Annotated in this window: 15 protein-coding genes; 12 read left to right on the forward strand and 3 right to left on the reverse strand. The window is 72.1% G+C overall.

Going from position 1 to position 21,642, the window contains the following annotated elements; all coding sequences use genetic code 11:
* The first annotated feature begins 177 nt into the window (after window positions 1-177).
* From BN6_RS49575 to BN6_RS14250, 3 genes are read left to right on the forward strand one after another with little or no spacing between them, the layout of a single operon-like run.
* Entirely contained in the window at window positions 178-9,801 is a 9,624-nt protein-coding gene (locus BN6_RS49575; protein ID WP_051075562.1) for an RHS repeat-associated core domain-containing protein, read from the forward strand.
* 15 nt (window positions 9,802-9,816) lie between these two features.
* Window positions 9,817-10,221, forward strand: a complete 405-nt coding sequence (locus BN6_RS14245) for a hypothetical protein (protein ID WP_015100356.1) — start codon at window positions 9,817-9,819, stop codon at window positions 10,219-10,221.
* Between the two features lie 49 nt (window positions 10,222-10,270).
* The gene (locus tag BN6_RS14250) at window positions 10,271-11,167 is read left to right on the forward strand and encodes a PIG-L family deacetylase (RefSeq protein WP_041312779.1); all 897 of its coding nucleotides are present in this window, start codon (window positions 10,271-10,273) and stop codon (window positions 11,165-11,167) included.
* Between the two features lie 64 nt (window positions 11,168-11,231).
* Here the strand turns inward: BN6_RS14250 and BN6_RS41905 are convergent, their stop codons facing one another.
* Complete coding sequence (locus tag BN6_RS41905; protein ID WP_015100358.1) at window positions 11,232-12,050, reverse strand: class I SAM-dependent methyltransferase; 819 nt, start codon at window positions 12,048-12,050, stop codon at window positions 11,232-11,234.
* 166 nt (window positions 12,051-12,216) lie between these two features.
* Between BN6_RS41905 and BN6_RS14260 the strand changes: the two genes are divergently transcribed.
* Genes BN6_RS14260 through BN6_RS14275 form a run of 4 tightly spaced genes read left to right on the forward strand, consistent with a single transcriptional unit; the run spans window position 12,217 to window position 16,065 of the window.
* The gene (locus tag BN6_RS14260) at window positions 12,217-13,461 is read left to right on the forward strand and encodes an ABC transporter substrate-binding protein (protein ID WP_015100359.1); all 1,245 of its coding nucleotides are present in this window, start codon (window positions 12,217-12,219) and stop codon (window positions 13,459-13,461) included.
* Window positions 13,458-14,354 (forward strand): carbohydrate ABC transporter permease, encoded by an 897-nt coding sequence (locus BN6_RS14265; RefSeq protein WP_015100360.1) that lies wholly within the window; start codon window positions 13,458-13,460, stop codon window positions 14,352-14,354. The genes BN6_RS14260 and BN6_RS14265 overlap by 4 nt, the downstream gene beginning before the upstream one ends.
* Complete coding sequence (locus BN6_RS14270; protein ID WP_015100361.1) at window positions 14,351-15,136, forward strand: carbohydrate ABC transporter permease; 786 nt, start codon at window positions 14,351-14,353, stop codon at window positions 15,134-15,136. The genes BN6_RS14265 and BN6_RS14270 overlap by 4 nt, the downstream gene beginning before the upstream one ends.
* 11 nt (window positions 15,137-15,147) lie before the next feature.
* Window positions 15,148-16,065, forward strand: coding sequence for a hypothetical protein (locus BN6_RS14275; protein WP_041312781.1), 918 nt, complete (start codon window positions 15,148-15,150; stop codon window positions 16,063-16,065).
* Here the strand turns inward: BN6_RS14275 and BN6_RS14280 are convergent.
* The gene (locus BN6_RS14280) at window positions 16,058-16,423 is read right to left on the reverse strand and encodes a DUF4345 domain-containing protein (protein ID WP_015100363.1); all 366 of its coding nucleotides are present in this window, start codon (window positions 16,421-16,423) and stop codon (window positions 16,058-16,060) included. The genes BN6_RS14275 and BN6_RS14280 overlap by 8 nt on opposite strands.
* 103 nt (window positions 16,424-16,526) lie before the next feature.
* Here BN6_RS14280 and BN6_RS14285 point away from each other — a divergent pair, with 103 nt between their 5' ends.
* From BN6_RS14285 to BN6_RS14305, 5 genes are all read left to right on the forward strand, one after another.
* Entirely contained in the window at window positions 16,527-17,285 is a 759-nt protein-coding gene (locus BN6_RS14285; RefSeq protein WP_197540271.1) for an AraC family transcriptional regulator, read from the forward strand.
* A 268-nt stretch (window positions 17,286-17,553) separates the two neighbouring features.
* On the forward strand, window positions 17,554-17,742 hold the full coding sequence (locus BN6_RS14290; protein WP_015100365.1) for a hypothetical protein: 189 nt from the start codon (window positions 17,554-17,556) through the stop codon (window positions 17,740-17,742).
* Window positions 17,743-17,812: 70 nt separating this feature from the next.
* A complete protein-coding gene (locus BN6_RS14295) occupies window positions 17,813-18,505 on the forward strand; it encodes a hypothetical protein (protein ID WP_015100366.1) in 693 nt (230 codons plus the stop codon).
* Window positions 18,502-19,407: a DUF6895 family protein gene (locus tag BN6_RS14300; RefSeq protein WP_015100367.1), complete on the forward strand. Its 906-nt coding sequence runs from the start codon at window positions 18,502-18,504 to the stop codon at window positions 19,405-19,407. The genes BN6_RS14295 and BN6_RS14300 overlap by 4 nt, the downstream gene beginning before the upstream one ends.
* The gene (locus BN6_RS14305) at window positions 19,404-20,486 is read left to right on the forward strand and encodes a serine hydrolase domain-containing protein (RefSeq protein ID WP_015100368.1); all 1,083 of its coding nucleotides are present in this window, start codon (window positions 19,404-19,406) and stop codon (window positions 20,484-20,486) included. The genes BN6_RS14300 and BN6_RS14305 overlap by 4 nt, the downstream gene beginning before the upstream one ends.
* On the opposite strand, the gene BN6_RS14310 is transcribed toward BN6_RS14305, so the two are convergent.
* Entirely contained in the window at window positions 20,438-21,586 is a 1,149-nt protein-coding gene (locus BN6_RS14310; RefSeq protein ID WP_015100369.1) for an acyl-CoA dehydrogenase family protein, read from the reverse strand. The genes BN6_RS14305 and BN6_RS14310 overlap by 49 nt on opposite strands.
* Between the last annotated feature and the right edge of the window lie 56 nt (window positions 21,587-21,642).

The following is a 21,642-nucleotide window of genomic DNA, read 5'->3' on the forward strand; positions in this document are numbered from 1 at the left end:
ACCTTGTGACGGGTCCCGGTTTGTGGTTGCGTCCTTTCCGTAGGAATCGGTGCGCAGGCCGGAGTGCTGCCCACCGCCTGGCACGGGGGGATTACCACAATGGCCGATGGCCGTATTCGGCGTGCCCGCATCCGTCTGCCGCGATCGCGCCGCGGGCGTGTGCTCGCCGTCCTCGGAATGGTGCTCGTGGTCTTTCTCGGCGCGGTCGCGCCGAGCGTGGTCCCGCTGCTCCCGGTCCTCGGGAACAGCGCGGACGGGGGTGACCCGGGCGAGTCCGCGCCCGACCAGACCTGGGGCTCGGCGCAGGACCAGCCGCACGAGGTCGAGGGCGAGAGCACCAACCGCGCGCTGCCGAAGTCGGAGCTCGCGAAGCACCCGCAGCCCGCCTTCCACTCCGACCGGCCGCGCGCGAACGAGGCGCGCGAGGTCGAGGCGCCGTCGACCCGCACGGGCTTCGACGCGGCGACCTCGAAGGAGGACACCGGGCTCCGGCAGGCCGGTTCCCGCAGCTTCCGCAACACCGACGGCACGGTGACCACCGAGTTCAGCCAGTCCCCGGTCAACTACCGGGCGGCCGACGGGTCCTGGCAGCCGATCGACACCCGGCTGGTCGCCGACGGCGACGGCTGGCGCAACACCGCCGACCAGGTCGACACCCGGTTCGGCCCGACGGCCTCCGAGGCGCCGTTCGTCCGGGTGCGGCTGTCCGGCGACCACGAGTTCTCGTTCGGCCTGGCGGGCACCCGGCCCGCGCCCGCCCGGGTGGCGGGCAGCACCGCCACCTACGCCGGCGTCGCCGACCACACCGACCTGCGGTTGGACGTGCTGCCCGGCGGCGTGAAGGAAACCCTCGTCCTGAACTCGCCCGACGCGCCCCGGCGCTGGGTGTTCCCGTTGCGGCTCAAGGGGCTCACCGCCCGCGCCGACGGCGGCGGCGTGGCCCTGGTCGACTCCGCCGGCCAGGAGAAGGCGCGCATCCCCGCCGGGTTCATGACCGACTCCCGGGCCGAGACGCCCGCCACGTCCTACGACGTCCGCTACGAGGTGACCGGCGACGCCCTGGTGGTCACGCTGGACGACGCCTGGCTGCGCGACCCGGCCCGCGCCTACCCGGTGCTGGTCGACCCGTCGGTGCACGGCGTGACCGCGAACGCGGCCATCTCCACCTCCGGCGGCAGCCACAACACCGGCCCGGAGCTCCCGGTCGGCAACGGCAGCGCGATGTACCTGAAGTTCGACGACATCGGCCTGGGCGGGCACCGGATCTTCGACGCCCAGCTCTACCTGACCAGCTACGGCGCGCCCTCGTGCCGCCCCGAGCCGGTCACCGTCCACCCGATCACCGGCTCCTGGAGCGCCGTGGGCTCCGGCCACCCGCCGACCGGCGGGGTGCTCGGCTCGGCGTCGTTCGCGCACGGCTACGTGGCGCTGGGCCAGTCCCACTCGGCTTGCCCGCTCGCGGCCGACATGATCGACCTGGGCGACGGCGGCCGCGACCTCGTGCAGTCCTGGGTGACCGGCGGGGCGAACAACGGCCTCGCGGTCAAGGCCGTCCGCAGCTCCAAGACCTTCGCCGGCGCGGGCACGGCCAACCCGCCGCGCCTGTTCGTGACCCACACGCCGTACAACGCCTCCTACCGGATCGAGCGGGGTGTGCCGGAGCCGCCGGTGCACCGGCAGCAGGACGGCAAGGTGCGGATCGCGGTGACGAACCGGGGTTCGCAGACGTGGACGCCGGGTGCGTTCAAGCTGGCCTACCGGGCGTTCACCGCCGACGGCCGTCCGGTGGACTCGCGGGAGTCGGCGGCGCTGGACCGCAACGTGCCGCCGGGTGACACGATCACGTTGGACGCCAACGTCTACCGGTTCGCCAACCCCGGTGACTACCTGCTCGACTTCAGCATGGTGCACAACAGCACCTACTTCACCGACGAGCAGATCCCGCCGGCGCGGCTGTCGTTGACGATGTTCGAGCTGCCGCCGGTGGTGAAGGCGCAGTACCCGCCGGCGGGGCACTCCGCGCCGACGTTGACGCCGCAGCTGTGGGCGGACGCGGTGGACGTGGACGCGCCGAACAACACGTCGGTGCAGTACGAGTTCGAGGTCTGCAACAGCAACCTGGACGGGTCGCCGAGCACCGGCGCGTGCACCCTGGGCCCGCGCTCGACGTCCAAGACCTGGACCGTCCCCAGTGGACGGTTGCAGTGGAGCGAGACCTACCACTGGCGGGCGTGGGCGGTGGACCCGAGCGGTACCCGCAGCGAGGCGTTGCCGTTCAGCGCCCTGCTCACGGCCGTGCCGCAGCCGGACATCACCTCGCACCTGGGCGGCGCGCCTTACAGCGCGGGCGACCTCGACTTCGACCCGCAGATCGGCAACTACACGACGGGCGCGGTGGACGTCGCGCTCGGCGTGAGCGGGCCGGAGCTGAACGTGGCCCGCACGTACAACAGCCTCGACCCGCGCAAGGACTCGTTGTTCGGCGCGGGCTGGTCGACCCGGTACGACATGCGGGTGGTGCCGGACAAGGACGGCTCCGGCAACGTCGTGGTGACCTACCCCGACGGTCAGCAGGTCCGGTTCGGGCGCAACGCCGCCGACGGCAGCTTCGACCCGCCGCCGGGCCGGTTCGCGACCTTCTACCAGGACGTGGTGCTGCCCGCGCACAACTACGTGCTGGTGGACAAGGCGAACACGGTCTACACGTTCCGCGAGTTCGACGGCCGCCTGATCACCATCCACGACAACGCGGGCCGGGTGGTCGAGTTCGACTACGGCCCCGACAGCAAGCTCAAGCGGGCCATCAGCCGGGCCTCCGGCAACCGCACGCTGTACTTCACGTGGACCGGCAACCACGTCACCGAGGTCCGCACGGACCCGCCGGTGACGGGCGGCACGGCGATCAAGTGGACCTACAAGTACTTCGGCGACCGGCTGACCGAGGTCTGCGACCCGAAGAACGCCTGCACCAAGTACGACTACGACAACGGCTCGCACTACCGCAGCGCGGTGCTGGACTCGAAGCCGGACTCGTACTGGCGGCTCGGCGAGGGGTCGGGGGAGGACGCGGTCAGCCAGGTCGCGACCAACCTGGGCAAGGACAAGGGCGCGCACCGGGGCACCCAGTTGGGCGCGCCGGGCGCGTTGAACGGCACGGCGGACACCGCGACGACGTTCAACGGCACGTCGTCGTACGTGAAGCTGCCCGACGGGGCGATCAAGAAGTCCCGTGACCTGTCGGTGGAGCTGTGGTTCAAGACCACGTCCGGCGGTCCGCTGGTCGGCTTCCAGCGGGCGGCGTTCGACCGGGACCCGATCGGCGCGGTGCCGGTGCTGTACGTGGACAAGGACGGCAAGCTGCGCGGCCAGTTCTGGCACGGTCGCGTCGACCCGATCACGAGTGCGGCCGCGGTGAACGACGGGAACTGGCACCACGTGGTGCTGTCCGGGTCGTTGGCGGTGCAGAACCTGTTCCTGGACGGGGCGAAGGTCGGCACGTCGGCGGGGGAGATCGACGACAGCCTGCTCAACTTCGGCCAGATCGGCGCGTCGCACGTGGTCGGCCCGGCGGACTGGGCCCCGCACGGCTGGTGGCCCGGGGAGGGCAAGAAGCACTTCACCGGCCAGATCGACGAGGTCGCGATCTACCAGCACCCGCTGGGCGAAGAGGCGGCCCGCGCCCACTTCACGGCGCGTGAGCACTCCGACCAGCTCACCAGGATCACCCTGCCCAGCGGGCGGACCACCGCCGAACTGGCCTACGACACCACCGACGACCGGCTGCGCGACTACACCGACTCCGACGGCGGCCGGTGGAAGCTCGGCCGGCCCAACGTGAGCGGCACCGAGGAGCAGGACGCGCAGGGCCGCACCGTCCGCAACCTGGTGCGCACCATCGAGGTCACCGACCCCGGCAACCGGTCGCACTTCTTCGACTACGACCCGGTCCGCGGCCGGATCATCCGGTTCGTCGCGCCGCTCGGCGTCGGCACCCGGCTCGAGGACAGACCCGACCCGTCGGTCGTGCCGACCACACCGTCCACCGCACCGCCGTGCACCGGGCAGACCACGAACCCCGACGGCACGCCGGTCTACTGCGGCGGGCAGGGCACCAACAACCCGAACTGGCAGGGCGGCCCCGTCCAGGGCGTCGGCGTGCGCACCTACGACTACGACTCGGCGGGCTTCCAGCAGACCATCACCGACGAGAACGGCCACCAGGTCGAGCTGGTCAACGACAAGCGCGGCAACGTGAAGTCCCGCAGGACCTGCCGCGCGCCGGGCGTCTGCGACACCGAGCACTTCACCTACCACGAGCCCGCGCCGGGCGGCGTCAACGACACCGACCCGCGCATCGACAAGCAGCTCACCTCGCGCGACGGCCGCTCGACCGGCCCGACCGACGCGCGGTTCGTCACCTCCTCCGAGTACGACACGCGCGGCGAGCTGCTCAAGCAGACGATGCCCGACGGCACGACCGTCGTGCACACCTACACCGACGGCACGACGGCCGCCGAGGGCGGCGGCAACGAGCCCGCCGGCCTGCTCAAGACCACGAAGGACGCGCGCGGCAAGCAGACGACCTACCGGTACTTCGCCAACGGCGACCTGGCCTCCACCACGGAACCGGGGCGCACCGACGCCGAGGCGTCCGGGCGGATCACCAAGTACAGGTACGACCTGCTGGGCCGCAAGACCGGCGAGACCGAGATCTCCGACACCCACCCGGCGGGCCTGGAGACCAAGTACACCTACGACGAGCGCAACAAGGTCGTGGAGGTCACCGACGCCGCGGTCACCACCGCGATCACGAACGTCAAGCACACCAAGCACACCAAGACGACGTTCACCGTCGACGGGTTGCCGGAGAAGGTCGAGGTCGCCGACCTCACCGGCGGCGACCAGACGCGCACCACCTCCTACACCTACGACGACCGCGGCCGGCAGGACTCGGTCACCGACGCCACCGGCGCGAAGACCACCTACGGCTACGACTCGTTCGGCAACCGCACGTGGGTGGTCGACGCCAACGGCACCCGGATCGAGTACGCCTACACCGCCCGCAACAAGGTCGCCGAGGTGCGGCTGCGCGGCTGGCACGGCAAGCCGATCTCCGGCGGGCTGGGCGAGGTGGAGACCCCGGACAACGGCCAGTTGCTGGTCGTCGAGGCGAACACCTACGACCTGGGCGGGCGGCTGGTCCGCAAGGCCGACGCCATGGGCCGCAGAACGATCTACGAGTACACGCCCAGCGGCCTGGTCTTCCGGGTGCTCGCCGAGGTGCCCAACCCGGACGGCTCCACGCGCCGGGTCGTGCTGGAGCACAACGAGTACGACGGCGCGGGCAACCTGGTCAAGCGCACCGGCCCGAACGGCAAGGTCACCACGTTCGCGGTGAACGAGGTCGGCCGGGTCACCGAGTCGATCGCCGACCCGGGCGGTCTGTCGCGGCGCACCGCCTACCAGTACGACACCAACGGCAACGTGACCCAGATCCTGCGCTCCGGCAACGGTTCCAACACGCCGGGCATGGTGACCACCGCGCACAGCACCGTCGACTACACCTACGACAACGTCGGCAACCAGACCAGCGAGAAGATCCAGTTCGGTGCCACGTCGCTGACCACCACCCGCCGGTACGACAAGCGGGGCCTGATGGTCGCCGAGACCGAGCCGCGCGGCAACGTCGCCGGCGCGGACCCGGCCGCGTTCACCACCGAGTACCGCTACGACGAGAACGAGCGTCAGGTCGCGGTCAAGCTGCCCCCGGTGTCGGTGGAGACCGGCGGCGGCGCGGCCACCACGACCCGGCCGGAGACGCTCGTCGGGTTCGACACCTTCGGCGACGAGGTCGCGGTCAAGGACGAGAACGGCAACACCACCCGCCAGACCCACGACAAGGTCGGCCGGGTCCTCACCGCCGAGACCGCCGACTACACCGCGCCGGGCGCGACCGGCCCGATCAAGGGCGTGGTCACCACCAAGTACGACGCGGTCGGCAACGCCGTCGAGGTCACCTCGCCGCGCGGCGGCGTCACCCGGTTCCGGTTCGACCAGCTCGGCCGGGTCGTGGAGCGCCAGGACCCCAAGGCGGACAACGCCACCGAGGTCGGCGGGACCTGGAAGTACAGCTACACGCACAACGGCGAACAGCTCTCGGCCACCGACCCGACCGGCGCGCGCGTCGAGTCGACCTACGACTCGTTGGGCCGCAAGGTCACCCAGACGTCGTTGGAGCGCAAGCCGACCGCCGCCGCGTACACCACCAAGCTGGACTACAACGACGCGGGCGAGCTGCTGAAGTCGACCACGCCGTCCGGTGACTCCACCACCTACACCTACGACGCGCTGGGCCAGCGGATCACCGCGACCGACCCGGCCAACGTGACCGTGCGCTACGGCTACGACGGCCTCGGCCGGGCGGTGTGGCAGCGCGACGCGCTGGGGCGCACCAGCTACCTGCGCTACGACGCGGCCAACCGGCTGACCAACCAGCTCAGCCTCGACGGCCAGGGCCAGCAACTGCGCCGCAGCTCCTACACCCACGACGCCGCGGGCAACGTGCTCACCGCCACCGACGCGATGAACCGCACGTCCACCTACTCCTACGACGCGCTCAGCCGGCTCAAGCAGCAGGTCGAGCCGGTGTCGGACACCGAGTCGATCACCACGTCGACCGGCTACGACCCGCGCGGCAACCGGACCCGGTACACCGACGGGCGCGGCAACAAGTTCATCACCACCTACAACGCGTGGAACCGGCCGGAGTCGGTGGTCGAACCGGCCACCACCGCCCACCCGAACGCGGCCGACCGCACGTGGACCTCGGTCTACGACGCGGCGGGCAACGCCACCAAGCTGACCGCGCCCGGCGGCGTCACCCGGGAACGGCAGTACGACTTCCTGGACCGCCTGGTCAAGGAGACCGGCACCGGCACCGCGGCCCCGACCGCCGAGCGGGCGCGGGTCTACGACGAGGCCGGCCGCATCAAGGAGGTCGACGCCCCCGGCGGGCGCAACACCTACGACTACAACGATCGCGGCGGGCTGCTGACCGCGGGCGGACCCTCGGGCACGGCGAGCTACGCCTACGACGGCGACGGCCGGCTCACCAGCCGCACCGACGCCGCCGGCACCACCGGGTTCAGCTACGACAAGGGGCGGCTCAAGACCGTCACCGACGGCGTGACCGGCACCGGCCTGACCTACGGCTACAACGAGGCCGGCCAGCTCAAGACCCTCCAGTACGGCACGAGCCGCACCCGCACGTTCGACTACGACGGGCTGGGCCGGCAGAAGACCGACGTGCTCAAGGACTCGGGCGGCGCCACGCTGTCCTCGCTGAGCTACGAGTACGACAACAACGACCGCCTCACCCGCAAGCTCACCTCCGGCCTGGCGGGCGCGGGCGACAACACCTACGCCTACGACCACGCCAACCGGCTCAAGTCGTGGACCGTCGGCGGGCAGACCACCGAGTACGGCTGGGACGCCTCCGGCAACCGCACCCGCAACGGGGCCAAGACGGCGGCGTACGACGAGCGCAACCGCTTGCTCTCCGACGGCGACTACACCTACACCTACTCGGCGCGCGGCACCCGCGACTCGCGGACCAGTTCCGGCCTGACGGAGCAGTTCTCGTTCGACGCCTTCGACCGGATGACCAAGGTCGGCGCGACCGAGTACCAGTACGACGGGCTGGACCGGCCGGTGAACCGGGGCGCGAAGTCGTTCTCCTACGCGGGGTTCGACATCGACGCGGTGTCCGACGGCGACTCGACGTACGGTCGCGGCGTGGCCGGCGAGCTGGTGTCGCTGGGCCAGGGCGGGCAGCAGCGGCTGACCGTGGCCGACAAGCACGGTGACGTCGTCGGCGGCCTCGACCCGGCCGGCACCGGCATCGCCGACTCGGCCGCGTTCGACCCGTTCGGCAAGACCACCGCGACCAGCGGCCAACAGCGCCAGGTCGGTTTCCAGGGTGACTGGACCGACCCGTCGAGCGGCCTGGTGAACATGGGCGCGCGGTGGTACGAGCCGGGCTCCGGCGGGTTCGTCTCGCGCGACTCGGTCTCGGCGGGCTCGGGGCCGTCGGCGCTGTTCAACCGCTACACCTACGGCGCGGGCCGGCCGCTGGACCTGGTCGACCCGGACGGCCACTGGCCGAACTGGGGCGGTATCTGGGACGGCGTGAAGAAGGCCGCCTCGGTCGCGGTGGAGGTGGTCAAGGAGGTCTCGGGCTACAACGACATCGCCAACTTCATCCGCGAACCGAGCTGGGGCAACTTCTTCTGGGCGGCCTCGAACTTCATCCCGTTCGGCAAGCTCGCCAAGGGTGCCAAGTACCTGTACAAGTACGGCGACGACCTGATCGGGGCGGGCCGGCAGGCCGGTCGGCGCGCCGACGACGTCGCCGGGGCGGGCCGGTACGCCGACGACGTCGCGGGCGGGGCGCGCAAGTACGGCGACGACCTCGCCGGAGCCGGTCGGCGCAACGCGGGCGACTTCGCCAAGACGGCGGCGAAGCAGGCCGCGCAGTCGGCGGCGCAGGTGGCGGCGAAGCGGGCAGCGGCGGCAGCGGCCGCGGCGGCGGCCCGGCGGGCGGCGATGGAGGCCGTGACCGCGCGTGCCAAGGCGGCCATCTCCTACGCGGCCCGCCACAACCCCCTGCCGGTGCTCCAGGCGGCCCTCAAGCCCCGGATCGCCCTGAAGGACCTGGTGTCGTCGGCGGCGAACGTGCCTGCCCGCAAGGTCTCGGCGCTGGCGGAGAACGTCCAGGACGTCAACAAGGTCTGGGAGACCGTCAAGGCCACCATCATCAAGCCGGGGACCAGCGTCATCCAGTCCGTCGGCGAGCAGGTGGTGTCCGACTTCGCCAACAGCCAGGTCCCCGGCCTGGGCGACCTGCTCAGCCTCACCGGCCCGTCCCGCAAGCGGGGCAACGGCGCCGCGAAGGACGCGGGCCACCGGTCCAGGGGCGAGGCGAGCGGGAGCTGCCCGATCAGCTTCGACCGCAACAGCTTCGCGGGCGACACCCCGGTCCTGATGGCGGACGGCACGCGCAAGCCGATCCGGGACGTGAAGGTCGGCGACGAGGTCCTGGCGACCGACCCGACCACGGGCGAACAGGGCGTGCGGACCGTCACGGACACGAGGTCGCACGAGTCGGAGCGGCTGAACTACCGCGTGACGATCCGAACGGACACGGGCACGGACACGATCGTGGCCACGGACGAACACCCGTTCTGGGTCGAGTCCCTCCAGAAGTGGGTCGACGCCGAAGACCTGCGACCGGGCTTCACCTTCGAAACAGCGGACCACCGCCCGGCCACGGTCGTCGGCACCACGCCGTCCGCCGACGCCCTGCGCGTCCACAACCTGACCGTCGACGGCCTGCACACGTACCACGTGGGCCTGCTGGACGTCCTGGTCCACAACGAGGACGACCAGGACGACGCCCAGTGCGGCGTCGTGACGGTGTTGGGCAAGACCGCCGACATCAACGCGTACGAGCAGCGGCACAGCGACCAGGACTTCGACCGGGACCGCCTCAACATCAGGGGCACGATGGACGACGGCCGCAGCGGCGTCGGCGGCTGGAACTGGACCCGGAACAAGAGGTTCCTCGACACCGCCCTCTCCCGACCCGGTGAGGTGCGGATCGTCACCAACCCGGACGCCCCGGTCTACGCGGGGGGCAACGTCTTCCAGCGCGAGGTGAAGTACCTGAAGGACAAGGGCTTCGGCTGGGAGCAGGTGGACGACTACTGGCGGGTGGTCAAGGTGCGGCCGAGGCGCGGGTGAGGAAGGCTGACCGACGTGGGGAAGAAGCGCTCGGGCGGTGTGGGTGACAACTTCCACCCGGTCACGTTCCAGGCCTTCGGGTTCCTGGTGGACGAGTGGGGGTTGACCGGTCCGCGGTACGACCCGGAGGACGAGACGTCGACGGTGACCTACGGGGACGACCCCGTCGGGTACCTGGTGGTGCTGGACCGGCTGGAGCACCGGATCGCTGTCGTGGCGATCGTCGGCCGGCTGAGCGCGGAGGTCGCGGCCCTGGTGCCGGCCGCCGGTCTGGGGCCACCGCAGGCGGTTCGTTCGAGCGCGAACACGGTGCGCGGGCTCGAACAGAGCCTGGAGTCGCAGGCCGCGATGGTGCGCCGGCTGCACCCGAGGCTGGCCGGGCCGGAAGGCGTCGGGCTCCTGCGGGCGGCGAACGGCTGAGAGGCCGACGTCGTGGAGCAGGACCGGAGAGCTCTGGAAGGTGGGGGAAGTGAAGCGGATCGCACGGGTGTTGGCGGCGTTGGGACTGGCGGTGGCGTTGGTGGCCGCGCCGGCTTCGGCGGGGGCGGTGGTGACGACGGTGAGCTTCGTGGCTCACCAGGATGACGACCTGCTGTTCATGAATCCGGACATCCTCAACGACATCAAGAACGGTGACAACGTCTGGGTCGTGTACCTGACGGCGGGGGAGTTGCCGTGCGGTGAGGGGTTCCAGGAGTGCGGGTTGCCGTACGCGGACAAGCGGATCCAGGGGGTTCGGGCGGCGTACGCGCGGGCCGCCGACAAGCCGAACAACTGGACCTACCAGGCGATGACGTTCAACGGTCGCCAGGTCGCCACCAACACGCTCGACGGCACGAACGTGCGGCTGGTGTTCACGTTCATCCACGCGGCGGGTGGCAGCGACCAGTGCGGTGACCTCGCCCGGATGGTGAACAGCTCCACCTACGTCGCCCAGCCGATCGACGGCCGGGCCTCGTACACGCGGGCTTCGTTCGTGGCGATGCTGCGCGCCATCATCACCACCGCGCAGCCGAACCTGATCCGCAGCCAGAACAGCCTCGGGCACCGGGACCCGGTCCCGGACCGCGACCACGTCGACCACATCGCCGGCGCGATCCTGACGGCCGCGGCGGACGCGGACGCGGCCGGGAACACGGTGGTCCGGCGGGACGAGTACCTGGGTTACGTGATCCGGGGCTACCCGGACAACGTGTTCGGCACCGACCGGACCGAGAAGACGGCGGTGTGGGACCAGTACTGGCCGCACGACTTCCAGCTGGGCGCGGGCGACTGGAGCAACGTGATGGGCCGGCAGTACAGCCCGGACGGCCGGGTCTTCCCGGTCGGGCACCCGTGGATCCCGCCGGGCGACTTCCACTGCTGAAGATCCGACCGCGGACCGGCCACCACCCGTGCTCGGGTGGTGGCCGGGGTCGTGGTCGTCAGGGTCAGGACGGGGAGGCGGCGGTGACGAGCACGCGTCGGATCCTGGGCATCTGGGGCAGGGCGGAGGCGGCCTCGGACCGGATCACGGCCAGGCCGGGATCGTCGGTCGGGCTGGAGTCGTCGGTCAGGTCTGGGGCGTCGGTCGGGTCTGGGGCGTCGGCTGGGGGTGTGGCGAGGACCGCCTCGTACACGGCCCGCCTGCGCTGCTCCCACGCGGGCCGCTCGGCCACCTCGACGTCGACGAACCCGGTGCGGCGCAGCACATCGCCGCAGCGCAGGTCCGCGAACCGCGCCACGACGCCGGGATCGCCGGGCTCGCGCGCCTCCCAGCAGGTCAGCACGAGCCGGCCGCCGGGACGCAGGACCCGGCGCAGCTCGCGCGCGACCAGGTCGTGGTCGGCGGCGAACTGGAACGCGTCGACGCACATCACCGCGTCGGCCACGCCGTCGTCCAGCCCGGTCGCCGCCAGGTCGCCGACCGAGAACCGCGCTCCGGCCGTCAGCCCGAAGGACGCACGCCGCCGGGTCGCGGCGGCCACGGCCACCGCGGAGCTGTCGATGCCGCGCAGGCCCGCTCCGAGCCGGCGGGCCACCCACATGCCGGGCCCGCCACGCCCGCACGCCACGTCCACCAGCAGCCCGCCGGGCCCCAGGCCGACCGCCGCCGCGATCTCCTCCAGGCCGGACAGCGGGACGAACGAGAACGGCTCCACCTCCGCCGGCAGGTCCGCGTCGATGAGGGCGGGGAACGTTCGGCGCAGCCACTCCGAACGCTCCATGACCAGGTAGGCGTCATCGAACTTCTTCGGCAGGTCGCTCATCGGTTCACCGTAGGGCCATCCCGCGCCGGGCGGGCGGGCGTTCGCCGAGGGCTGTCGTGCACGGGAAGCGGGGATGCGCAAGGGTGTTCCCCGGAGTGGGACCTGATCGACACGTGATCGTCGTGCTCCGATAATCCGGTGAGGGTGGCGATATCGGGGGTGTGTGATGGGTTCTGGGCTGGATCGTCGGTCGTTCCTGCTGGTCGCGGGGCTCTTGGGGCTCGCCGCCTGTGGCTCGGACACCGGGCGGGGCGGGGCCGCCGACGGCACGTTGCGGCACTGGTACCACGCGTACGGCGAGGACGGGGTGCAGGACGCGGTGCGCCGGTACGCCGCCGGCTACCCGAACGGGAAGGTCGAGGTGCAGTGGAATCCCGGCGACTACGACTCCAAGATCGTCACCGCGCTCCAGAACAGCGCCGTGCCCGACGTGTTCGAGGCGCAGGTCAAGGTCGACTGGGTGCGGCAGAAGCAGGTCGTGCCGCTGGACGACCTGCTCGGTGACGCGCGGGACGACTTCGTCCGCACCCTGCTGGACTCCCAGACGGTCGACGGCCGCCTCTACGGCATCCCGCAGGCCATCGACACCCAGGTGCTGTTCTACCGGCCGAGCCTGCTCCGGCAGGCCGGTGTCACCCCGCCCACCACCGTCGACGCGCTGCTCGACGCCGCGGAACGGCTCACCGCCGGGAAGGTGCGCGGGCTGTTCGCCGGCAACGACGGCGGCGTCGGCGTGCTCACCGGGCCGCTGCTGTGGTCGGCGGGCCTCGACTTCCTGTCCGCGGACGGCACAGCGCCCGGGTTCGACGACCCGCGCGCGGCGGCGGTGTTCGGCAAGCTGCGCGAGCTGAACCAGGGCGGCGGCCTGCTGCTCGGCGCACCCACCGACTGGGCCGACCCGGGCGCGTTCGTGGACGGGCTGGTCGCGATGCAGTGGACCGGCCTGTGGAACCTGCCGAAGATCACCGCGGCGCACGGTGACGACGTGGGCGTGCTGCCGTTCCCGCGCCTCGACGCCACCGGGGCCGTGTCGGTGCCGGTCGGGGCGTACAGCGCGATGGTCAACGCGCGCAGCGCCGACGTCGAGGCGGCCAAGGCGTACGTCAAGTGGCTGTGGGTCGAGCAGACCGACCACCAGACCGAGTTCGCCACGGCTTTCGGCGCGCACCTGCCCGCGCGACGCGGCTTGGCGGAGCGCGCCGAACGGCTGGGTTCCGGGCCAGGCCGGGAAGTCGTCGGTTTCGTCACGGACAGCGGGCGCATCGCCGCGCCCGCCCGCTGGTCGGCGCGGGCGAACACCGCGCTGTCCGACGCGGTGTCCCGGATCGCGCGGCAGGGCGCCGACGCGAAGGAGGAGCTCACCGCCGCGCTCGACGTGGCGCGGGCCGAGATCGCCCGGCTCGACCGGTGACCGGCCGGCGGGCCGCGCTCGCGTTCTGGGGGTTCGTCGGGCCGTTCGCCCTCGGACTGCTGGTCTTCACCTACGTGCCGATCGGGTGGAGCGCGTACTTGAGCTTGTTCGACGCGCGCAACACCGTGACGCCGACGGAGTTCGTCGGGTTCGCCAACTACGCCGACGTGCTCACCGACCGGGCCTTCCTGGACAGCATCGGCACGTTCACCGCGTTCGCCGCTTTCGTCATCCCGGTCACGGTGGCGCTGTCGCTGGGGCTCGCGCTGCTGGTGAACCAGGTCCGGGTCGCACGCGCGTTCTTCCGGTCGGTGTTCTTCCTGCCGTTCGCGTGCTCCTACGTGGTGGCGGCGCTGGTGTGGAAGACCTCGCTGTTCTCCGGGCTGGACAGCGGGGAGGCGAACACCGCGCTGGGCTGGTTCGGCGTCGACCCGCAGGCGTGGGTCGGCACCGTCGACCCGCCGCTGTACTGGGTCGTGCTGGTCACCGCCCGGCTGTGGCTACAGGTCGGCTTCTACCTGATCCTGTTCATCGCCGCCCTGCAACGCATCCCGGCCGAGCGGTACGAGGCGGCGTGGATCGACGGCGCGTCACCCGGGTGGCAGGTGTTCCGGCACGTCACGCTGCCGGGCCTGCGCGGTGTGCTGGTCGCCGTGCTGGTGCTCAACCTGATCAACGCCTACCAGGCGTTCGACGAGTTCTACAACATCCTCGGCGACTCGCGCGGGTACCCGCCGTTCGCCCGCCCGCCGCTGGTGTACCTGTACTACACCTCGCTCGGCTCGGGCGGCCAGGACCTCGGGCGGGGCAGCGCGGGCGCGGTCGTGCTGGCCCTGGTCATCGCGTTGGCGACGCTGTTGTCCGGCAGGGTGTTCCGGAGGGCGGACCGATGAGGCCGGTCGGTCACCGCAATCCTGTCGGGACGGTCGCGCGCGGGGTCGCGCTGGCGGTCGCGGCGGTGCTGTTCCTGCTGCCGTTCGCGGTCCTGGTCCGGGACGGCCTGGCCGCCGTGCCGCAGGTGTTCGCCGACGGCGAGCTCCCGTTCGCCCGCAGCCTGCTGAACTCGACCGTGGTCGCGGTGTTGCAGACGGTGGGCCAACTCCTGCTGTGCGCGCCGGCGGGGTACGGCCTGGCGCGGATCCCGTTCCGGGGCGAGCCGGTGGTGCGGTACGCGATCGTGGCGACGCTGCTGGTGCCCACCGCCGTCACGTTCGTGCCGTCGTTCGTGGTGGTATCCAGCCTCGGCTGGCTCTCCGACCTGCGCGGGCTTGTGGTGCCCGGCCTGTTCAGCGCGCTGAACGTGTTCCTGTTCCGCCAGTACTTCCGGGACTTCCCGGTGGCGCTGGAAGAAGCGGGCCGGCTGGACGGGCTGTCCCGGTGGGGCGTCTTCCGGCGCGTCGTGCTGCCGAACTCGACCGGTGTCCTGGCCGCCGTCGCGGTCGTCGACTTCATCGCGTCCTGGAACCAGTTCCTGTGGCCGCTGGTCATCGCGCAGGACTCGTCCTCGTGGACCGTCCAAGTGGCGTTGTCGAGCCTGCTCACCGCCCAGAACCCGAAGGTCGCCCTGCTGTTCGCGGCGGCGGCGGTGTCCATCCTGCCGATCGTGCTGGTGTTCGTCCTGCTCCAGCGGCACCTGGTCCGGGGTGTCACCGAAACCGGGCTCACCGGCCAGTAGTCTTCCCCGACGTGACCGACGTCGTCGTGGTGACCCGTTTCGAAGCAGGTTCGTTGCACGCCCACGGTTTCCCCAGTGGGCGGACGGCCGTGTTCCCGGTGGGGTCGGGGGTCGAGCCGGTCGACCACGCCGTGGCGGGCGATTTCAGTCGGGCGGTGTACGCCACGGACGGTGAACTGGTCTGCGTGGACCCGGCCGGCGTTGTGCTGTGGCGGCTCGACTTCGGCCCTGTCGTGCGCAGGGCCTACCTCGCCACAGTGGACGGCGCGTTCTCCGCGGACGGCGGATCGGTGTGGCTGTACCGACCGGAGGCGATGGCCGGGCGCGGTGACGGCGTCGACGCGTGGGTCGTCCTGGACGCGGCCACCGGCCGGGAGCGCGCGCGGGCGGAGTTGGGCACGGAAGGGCACGGCGGGCGGCACTTCGCGCACCCGGACGGCGTGCACGTGCTGCTCGACGTCGGCGAGGGGCAGGACGGCGTCCAGATCTACCGGGGGCGGCTCGACGGCGACGCGCTCGACCTGTCCGCCTACCCCTGGGGCGATCGGGTGCTCGTCGGCCTGTCCCCGGACGGCGGTCGGTTCATGACCGTCGACCACTCCCAGACCGACGTCGCCTTCCACACCTGGCCGGCCGGCGAGGTGGTGGCCCGGTTCGAGGTGGACGCGTTCGGCCGCGACCCCGACGAGGGGTGCGTGGAGTGGGCCGGCGGGTTCCTCGACCCCGACACCGCCGTGGTCGCCCTCTTCGGCGAGACCGAGGACGACGACGAGTGGTTCGGCCACCACCTGGTCGACGTGCCCACCGGGCGGGTCCTCGGGACGCTCGACACCCCGTCCCGCGACGCCGCCGACATCCGGCCGCTGGGCGACGGCTCCTGGCTCACGTTCGACGCCGACGGGCGGCCCCACCGCCACCGGGTCACGTGACCAGGAACAGCGTCCCGCCCGCCACGACCTCGACGCAGCAGTAGAACCAGACCGGGTGGAACGCCGTGGGCCGGTCGACCAGGCGGGAGACCACCCGCCCGACCGCCATGCCGGTCAGCGCCAGCGCCACGGTGAGCGTGACGCCCCGGCGGAGGTCGCCGCCGTGGAACTCGGCCACGGCGAGCGCCCCGGCCACGGCGACGCCGAACCCGCCGTAGACGGCCCGGATCTCGGAGCGGCTCTCGGGGGAGTCCGCGACCAGGCGGAAGGGGCGGATCAAGGCGGCCGGCGCGACAAGCGCGTAGAGCCCCATGGCCAGGAAGAAGACTGCTACGACGATGACGGCGACCGTGCTCATGGGTTCTCCTCCGCTGCTGCCGCCACGATCACGTCCGGACCGGTTGGTGGGGTTCGCATTCCCGTTCCTCTCGTCGCGTGTGAGGATGCCGTGCGTGACCGGTGTGGCACTTCCAGAAACGTGCTCTTCCCGCAGCTGTGCGACGATCTGGGTCGGCCAGGGCCGGGCCGCCTACTTCGGACCGTCGTTGCGGTTGCGGGAGCACTCCGGTTCCGTGCACTGCTTCGCGCTGGGGGTGGACGAACCGTTCACGATCGTCTGCGGTGGCAACGAAAGGCTCGTGCGCAGCGCGTTGATCCCGCCCCGCACCAGGCACCGGCTGATCGCCGAGAACGGCCGGATGGTGTTCGCCTACCTCGATCCCGGCTCGCCGTGGGTGGCGCGGACCGGCGGCCGGATGACCGGTCGGGTGGGGCCGGTGATCCTGTCCGACCACGAGGACGATCAGCGCCTGGCAGCGGGACTTCGCGCCGCCGCGTCGCCGGATCCCTTGTCGCTGTTGGAGATCGGCGACCATGCCGACCAGCGCGACGAGCGGATCCGCGCGGCGTTGGCACTTCTGCGCACCGAGCGCGGCGGGAGCTTGAGCGTGGCGCAACTGGCCGACGCGGTGAACCTGTCCGCGTCACGGTTCCAGCACCTGTTCACCGCGCACACCGGGACCAGTTTCCGCCGCTACCGGTTGTGGGCGCGGATGCTGCACGTGGCGCGGGCCACCCGCGCGGGCAAGGACCTGACCACCGCGGCGATCGAAGCCGGGTTCGCCTCCTCGGCCCACTTCAGCGACAGCTTCCGCGCGATGTTCGGGCTCAGCGCCCGCCGCTTGGCGGTCGGCGCCGTCCTGGTGCCGGACCGGCCGTGAGGGTGCACGGACGTGTCCGGTGTGCGGACAGCCGGGCAGACACCTGGGGGTCGTGGGGACGCTGGACACAGATGTGACTTCGGAGGGTGAAGTCGTTGGGACAGCGCGAACTCCTCCGGGTAGCCGCTGTCACCTACACGGGTGGTAGGAGCCGGAATCGCCGCCGCCGGCGGGACGTACGCCCCGGGCTGTGCTGAACTCGGCTGGCAAGCGCTCACGGGGCACCGTCCGGCGACTGCCGCGGTGCTCCCCTCGGAGGGAGTCTGGAATGACCGTTCGCACCTTGGCCCGGCCCGTTGCCACCCCGTCGGACATCGCGGAACTGAGCACGCTGATGGTGGAGTCGGAGTCCGCGGTGGCCGACCCGCCGCTGCCCGAGCCCAACGCCGCCGGTGCGCTCTTGCTGGGCCTGCTGCTCGTGGCATCGCCCTCGACACCGAAGGAGCCGCGGAAGTAATCGCCGCCGGGACCCCGCGAGGGATCCCGGCACTCCCGCTGGTGCTGGTTCGTCGACGGTAGGAGGGTTCGTGGACGCATCGTCCTCCGTGCGCGGTGCCGCGCACTTGGCCGATCGTGTGCTCGGTGCGCTGCGCGGTAGCGGCGGCGCGGATCTGGCCGAGTTCGTGGACTCGTGCGCCGACCCGACCAGCGGCTTGGGGGCGGTCCGGTTGGTGGGTGCGGATGTCTTCCTGCCGCACGTGGTGCTGGACCGCCCCTTGAGCACCCAGGACGCCGAAGTGGTCGCGGCGTCCCTGGAGGTATTCCCGCCGGTGGTCGCGCCGGTCACCCCCGAGCAGCGGGTGATGGCGTGGTGCGACTGGACCACCGCGCGGGCACTGGCCCGCCTCTCCGGCGACGCGCCCGTCACGACGCCGGAGGACCCGGACGCCGTGCTCGGCCCGGCCGAGGACTGGCCGAAGTGGTCGGTCGCGGCCGCCCAGCTCTCGTCCTCGGCCTACCCGGGTGCGACCGGGCCCGTCGTGGACGCCGTCGCGGCGCACCCGCTGGCGCTGTGCCGCGGAGCGGTGCGGACCGTGCTGCGCCGTGATTTCGCCACCGCCGGCCGACTGGCCCGGTGGGTGGCCCTGCTGCACGCCGGCGGAACGCCGTTGCCGATCGACCCGGTGCTGCTCATCGGGCACATCGGCCTGCGGGTCGGCGCGGAGCCGCGTCGCCTGCTCGACCTCACCGTCGCCCGTCACCTCGTGGAGGCCGCATGACCGCCGTCGCCCGCCTCGCCCACGACGTGACGGCGGGTGCTCTCGGCTGGTTGCAGGCCAACCGGCACTTCGGCGCGTTCGAGGACGAGGTCAACTCCAACATCAACGACCCGGACGCCACCTACAAGCCGCTGTGCGAGGTGGCGCTGGCGGCGTCGCTGGTCCTGCGCGACGGGGTGGCCGGCACGGCGGAACTCCAGGCCGCGCACGAGCTGCTGGACTTCTCCTGGAACCAGCTCCGCCGCGGCGACCTGCTCTACGAGCGCCAGCTCCGGCATTCGGTGATCACCGACCCGCTGGAGACCTACTCGCACCACGCGCGCTGCGGCCTGCGCCACGAGGCGTTGGAGCAGACCGTCGCGGTGACCTCGGCCGTGAACTCGATGACCGAGGTGCTGCCCAACCGCCGGCTGGCCGTGGCCAACGCGCACCGGGTGGTCGGCGTGCCCCGTGACGACGACCTGCCGGCGATGTTCCGGCAGACGTGGCTGGGCCAGACCCCGGCGCCGTGGGCCATCGACTGGTACACGGCCTACCAGATGACGCACGCCGCCTTCCACATCACCGACTGGGGCGCCCGGCCCCAGGACGTGCCGCCCGACGTGGCCGAGTACCTGGAGAACTGGCTGCCGGTGTGGTTCGAGGTGTGGGCCGAGGCGGGCCAGTGGGACCTGCTCGGCGAACTGCTGATCGTGGGCGCGTCGCTGCCCGAGCCCCGGTGCGACCCGGCGGAGTGGGAGCTGTTCGCGGGCCTCCAGCACGCCGACGGGCTCGTGCCGCGCGACTCCGAACCCGTGGACGACGACCCGCGCGAGCGCTTCGAGGCCAACCAGCACACCGCCGTCGTGGCCACCGTGGCGGGCACGGTGGCCCTGTCCCGCCTGCTCGGCAGGGGCGCGTGAGGGAACTCGTCGCCGACCTGCCCGCCGCCGCGGGAAACGTGACGGGAGTCGCTGTCGCCGTGCGCCAGGACGGCCGGGAACGGCTCCTGGTGGGCGGCACGACCGACCGCGCCCGCCCGCGACCCCTGACCGGCCGGACCCGCTTCGAGATCGGTTCGCTGACCAAGACGTTCACCGCCCTGCTGCTGGCCGAGATGGCCGCCCGGGGCGAGGTGGACCCGACCGGTCCGGCCCGCGACCACCTGCCGCCCGGCGCGGCACCCGGACTGGGGCGCGGGGTCACCCTGGAGCGCCTGGCCACGCACACCTCCGGCCTGCCCCGGCTCGCGCCCGGTCTGCTGCGGCGGGCGGTGCCGCGCTGGCGCACCAACCCCTACCGCACCTTCGGCCCCGCCGAGTTCGCCGACGCGGTGCGCCGGACCCGGTCCGGTCCGCCCGGCCGGTACCGCTACTCGAACTTCGGCGGTGCGGTGCTGGGGTGGGCGCTGGCGGAGGCCGCCGGCCGGCCGTTCGAGGACCTGCTCGCCGCGCGCGTGCTGCGCCCCCTGGGCTTGGCGGACACCGGTTTCGACCCGGCCCCGCAGATCACCGGGCACCTGCGCGGCCGGCCCCGGCCGCCGTGGGAGATGCCCGGGTTGGCCGCCGCCGGGGCGCTGCGCTCGTCGGCGGCCGACCTGCTGCGCTTCCTGACCGCCCACCTGACCGCCCACCTGACCCCCGACGGCACGCCGCTGGGCACCGCCCTGACCGAGGTCGCCCGGCCGCGGGCGGCGGCCGGCGACCACGACCTCTGCCTGATCTGGAACCTGCGCCGGCGGGCGGACCGCGACCTGCTGTTCCACTCCGGGGGCACGCGCGGCTGCACGTCGTTCATCGCGTTCAGCCGGCGCACCGGGACCGCGTTCGTCGCCCTGGCCAACGCGGGGCCGACCGTGGGCAGCACCTTCGTGCAACGTTCCTACGAGGTGGCCTGGACGCTCGTCGAACAGGCCGAGGTCGACCGCGGTACCAACGGCGGGACCAACGGCGGCTACAGCAGGGGCGTGCTCGGGTCGACGCCGCACAGCGCGCGCCCGTAGTGCTCGATGCCCGTCGTGGGGACCATGATCGCGTGCGTGGCCAGGGCCTGGATGTCCCGGGAGATCTGGTGGATCGGGTGCTTCGTGGCGATCCCCGACGCCCCGGAGCCCAGCCGCAGCACCTCGACCGCCTCGGTGCACAGCCGTGACGCGTAGCCCACGTGGCCCCAGATCCGGGCCCGGTCGACCTGGTCGGTGAGCACGCCCGTGGCGACGCGGTCGTCCATCAGCGCGGCGACCTGGTCGGCGAGCAACCGGGCGGCGTCGATCTTCATCCTGGTCTCGGCGACCTGGTGGTGGGTGGTCGCGGCGTCGCGGTGGTGGGCGTAGCCGGTGTAGGCGACCTGGCCCCGGCGGGGCAGGCGCTCCATCGCGAACTCGTGGGCGGCCTCCGCCATGCCGAGGAAGGTCGCCACGGCGCTGGTGAGCAGGTAGGGCAGCGGCGGGTGCCGGAAGAACGGCGAGCCGGCGTTGCGCTCGCTGTGGTGGCGCTGGTCGAGCAACGTCGTCGTCGGGATCGCGAACCGGTGCGGGATGAAGACGTCCTGACCGGACACGGTGTTGCTGCCGGTGCCCTCCATGCCGCTGACGTACCAGTCGTCCTCGATGGTCAGGTCGCCGGCCGGGATGAGGAAGTGGGCCAGTTCGCCACCCTCGACCACCGCCGGTTGCAGCATCCGCGCGGCCTGCCGGCAGCCGCTGCTGAACGGCCAGCGCCCGGACACCGAGTACCCGCCGTCGACCGCGACCGCCCGGCCGGGGACGGCCAGCGTGGCGCAGAAGAACGCCTCGGCGTCGGCGAAGACCTCCTCCTGCACGTCGTCCGGGAACTTGGTGAGCAGGAAGGCCGCGTCGGTGTAGATGGCCGAGACCCAGGACGTGGAACCGCACCCCCGGCCGATCTCCGCCAGCGCCGCGAGCTTGGTCCGCATGTCGCACTCGAGGCCGCCCAGGTGGCGGGGCAGGCCGGCGCGGTAGACGCCCGTCTCGCGCAGCGCGTCGAGGTTCTCCCGGGGGACGCGGCGCTCCTCGGTGCACCGCCGCGCGTTGGACCGCAGCAGGGGGACGACGGCGCGCACCCGGTCCACGAGATCCGGCATGGTGTCCTCCCGCTTTCGGCCCCGGCGTTCGCCGAAGCCACTGTGCCACAGGAGAT

This window comes from Saccharothrix espanaensis DSM 44229 (assembly GCF_000328705.1).
GTDB classification, from domain to species: domain Bacteria; phylum Actinomycetota; class Actinomycetes; order Mycobacteriales; family Pseudonocardiaceae; genus Actinosynnema; species Actinosynnema espanaense.

What these genes read in the sequence shown, in the direction of transcription:
- BN6_RS14260 (WP_015100359.1), top strand. Translation starts at nt 12,217, where the DNA reads ATGGGTTCTGGGCTGGATCGTCGGTCGTTCCTGCTGGTCGCGGGGCTC.
- BN6_RS41905 (WP_015100358.1), bottom strand. Translation starts at nt 12,050, where the DNA reads ATGAGCGACCTGCCGAAGAAGTTCGATGACGCCTACCTGGTCATGGAG.
- BN6_RS14270 (WP_015100361.1), top strand. Translation starts at nt 14,351, where the DNA reads ATGAGGCCGGTCGGTCACCGCAATCCTGTCGGGACGGTCGCGCGCGGG.
- BN6_RS49575 (WP_051075562.1), top strand. Translation starts at nt 178, where the DNA reads ATGGTGCTCGTGGTCTTTCTCGGCGCGGTCGCGCCGAGCGTGGTCCCG.
- BN6_RS14310 (WP_015100369.1), bottom strand. Translation starts at nt 21,586, where the DNA reads ATGCCGGATCTCGTGGACCGGGTGCGCGCCGTCGTCCCCCTGCTGCGG.
- BN6_RS14300 (WP_015100367.1), top strand. Translation starts at nt 18,502, where the DNA reads ATGACCGCCGTCGCCCGCCTCGCCCACGACGTGACGGCGGGTGCTCTC.
- BN6_RS14290 (WP_015100365.1), top strand. Translation starts at nt 17,554, where the DNA reads ATGACCGTTCGCACCTTGGCCCGGCCCGTTGCCACCCCGTCGGACATC.
- BN6_RS14280 (WP_015100363.1), bottom strand. Translation starts at nt 16,423, where the DNA reads ATGAGCACGGTCGCCGTCATCGTCGTAGCAGTCTTCTTCCTGGCCATG.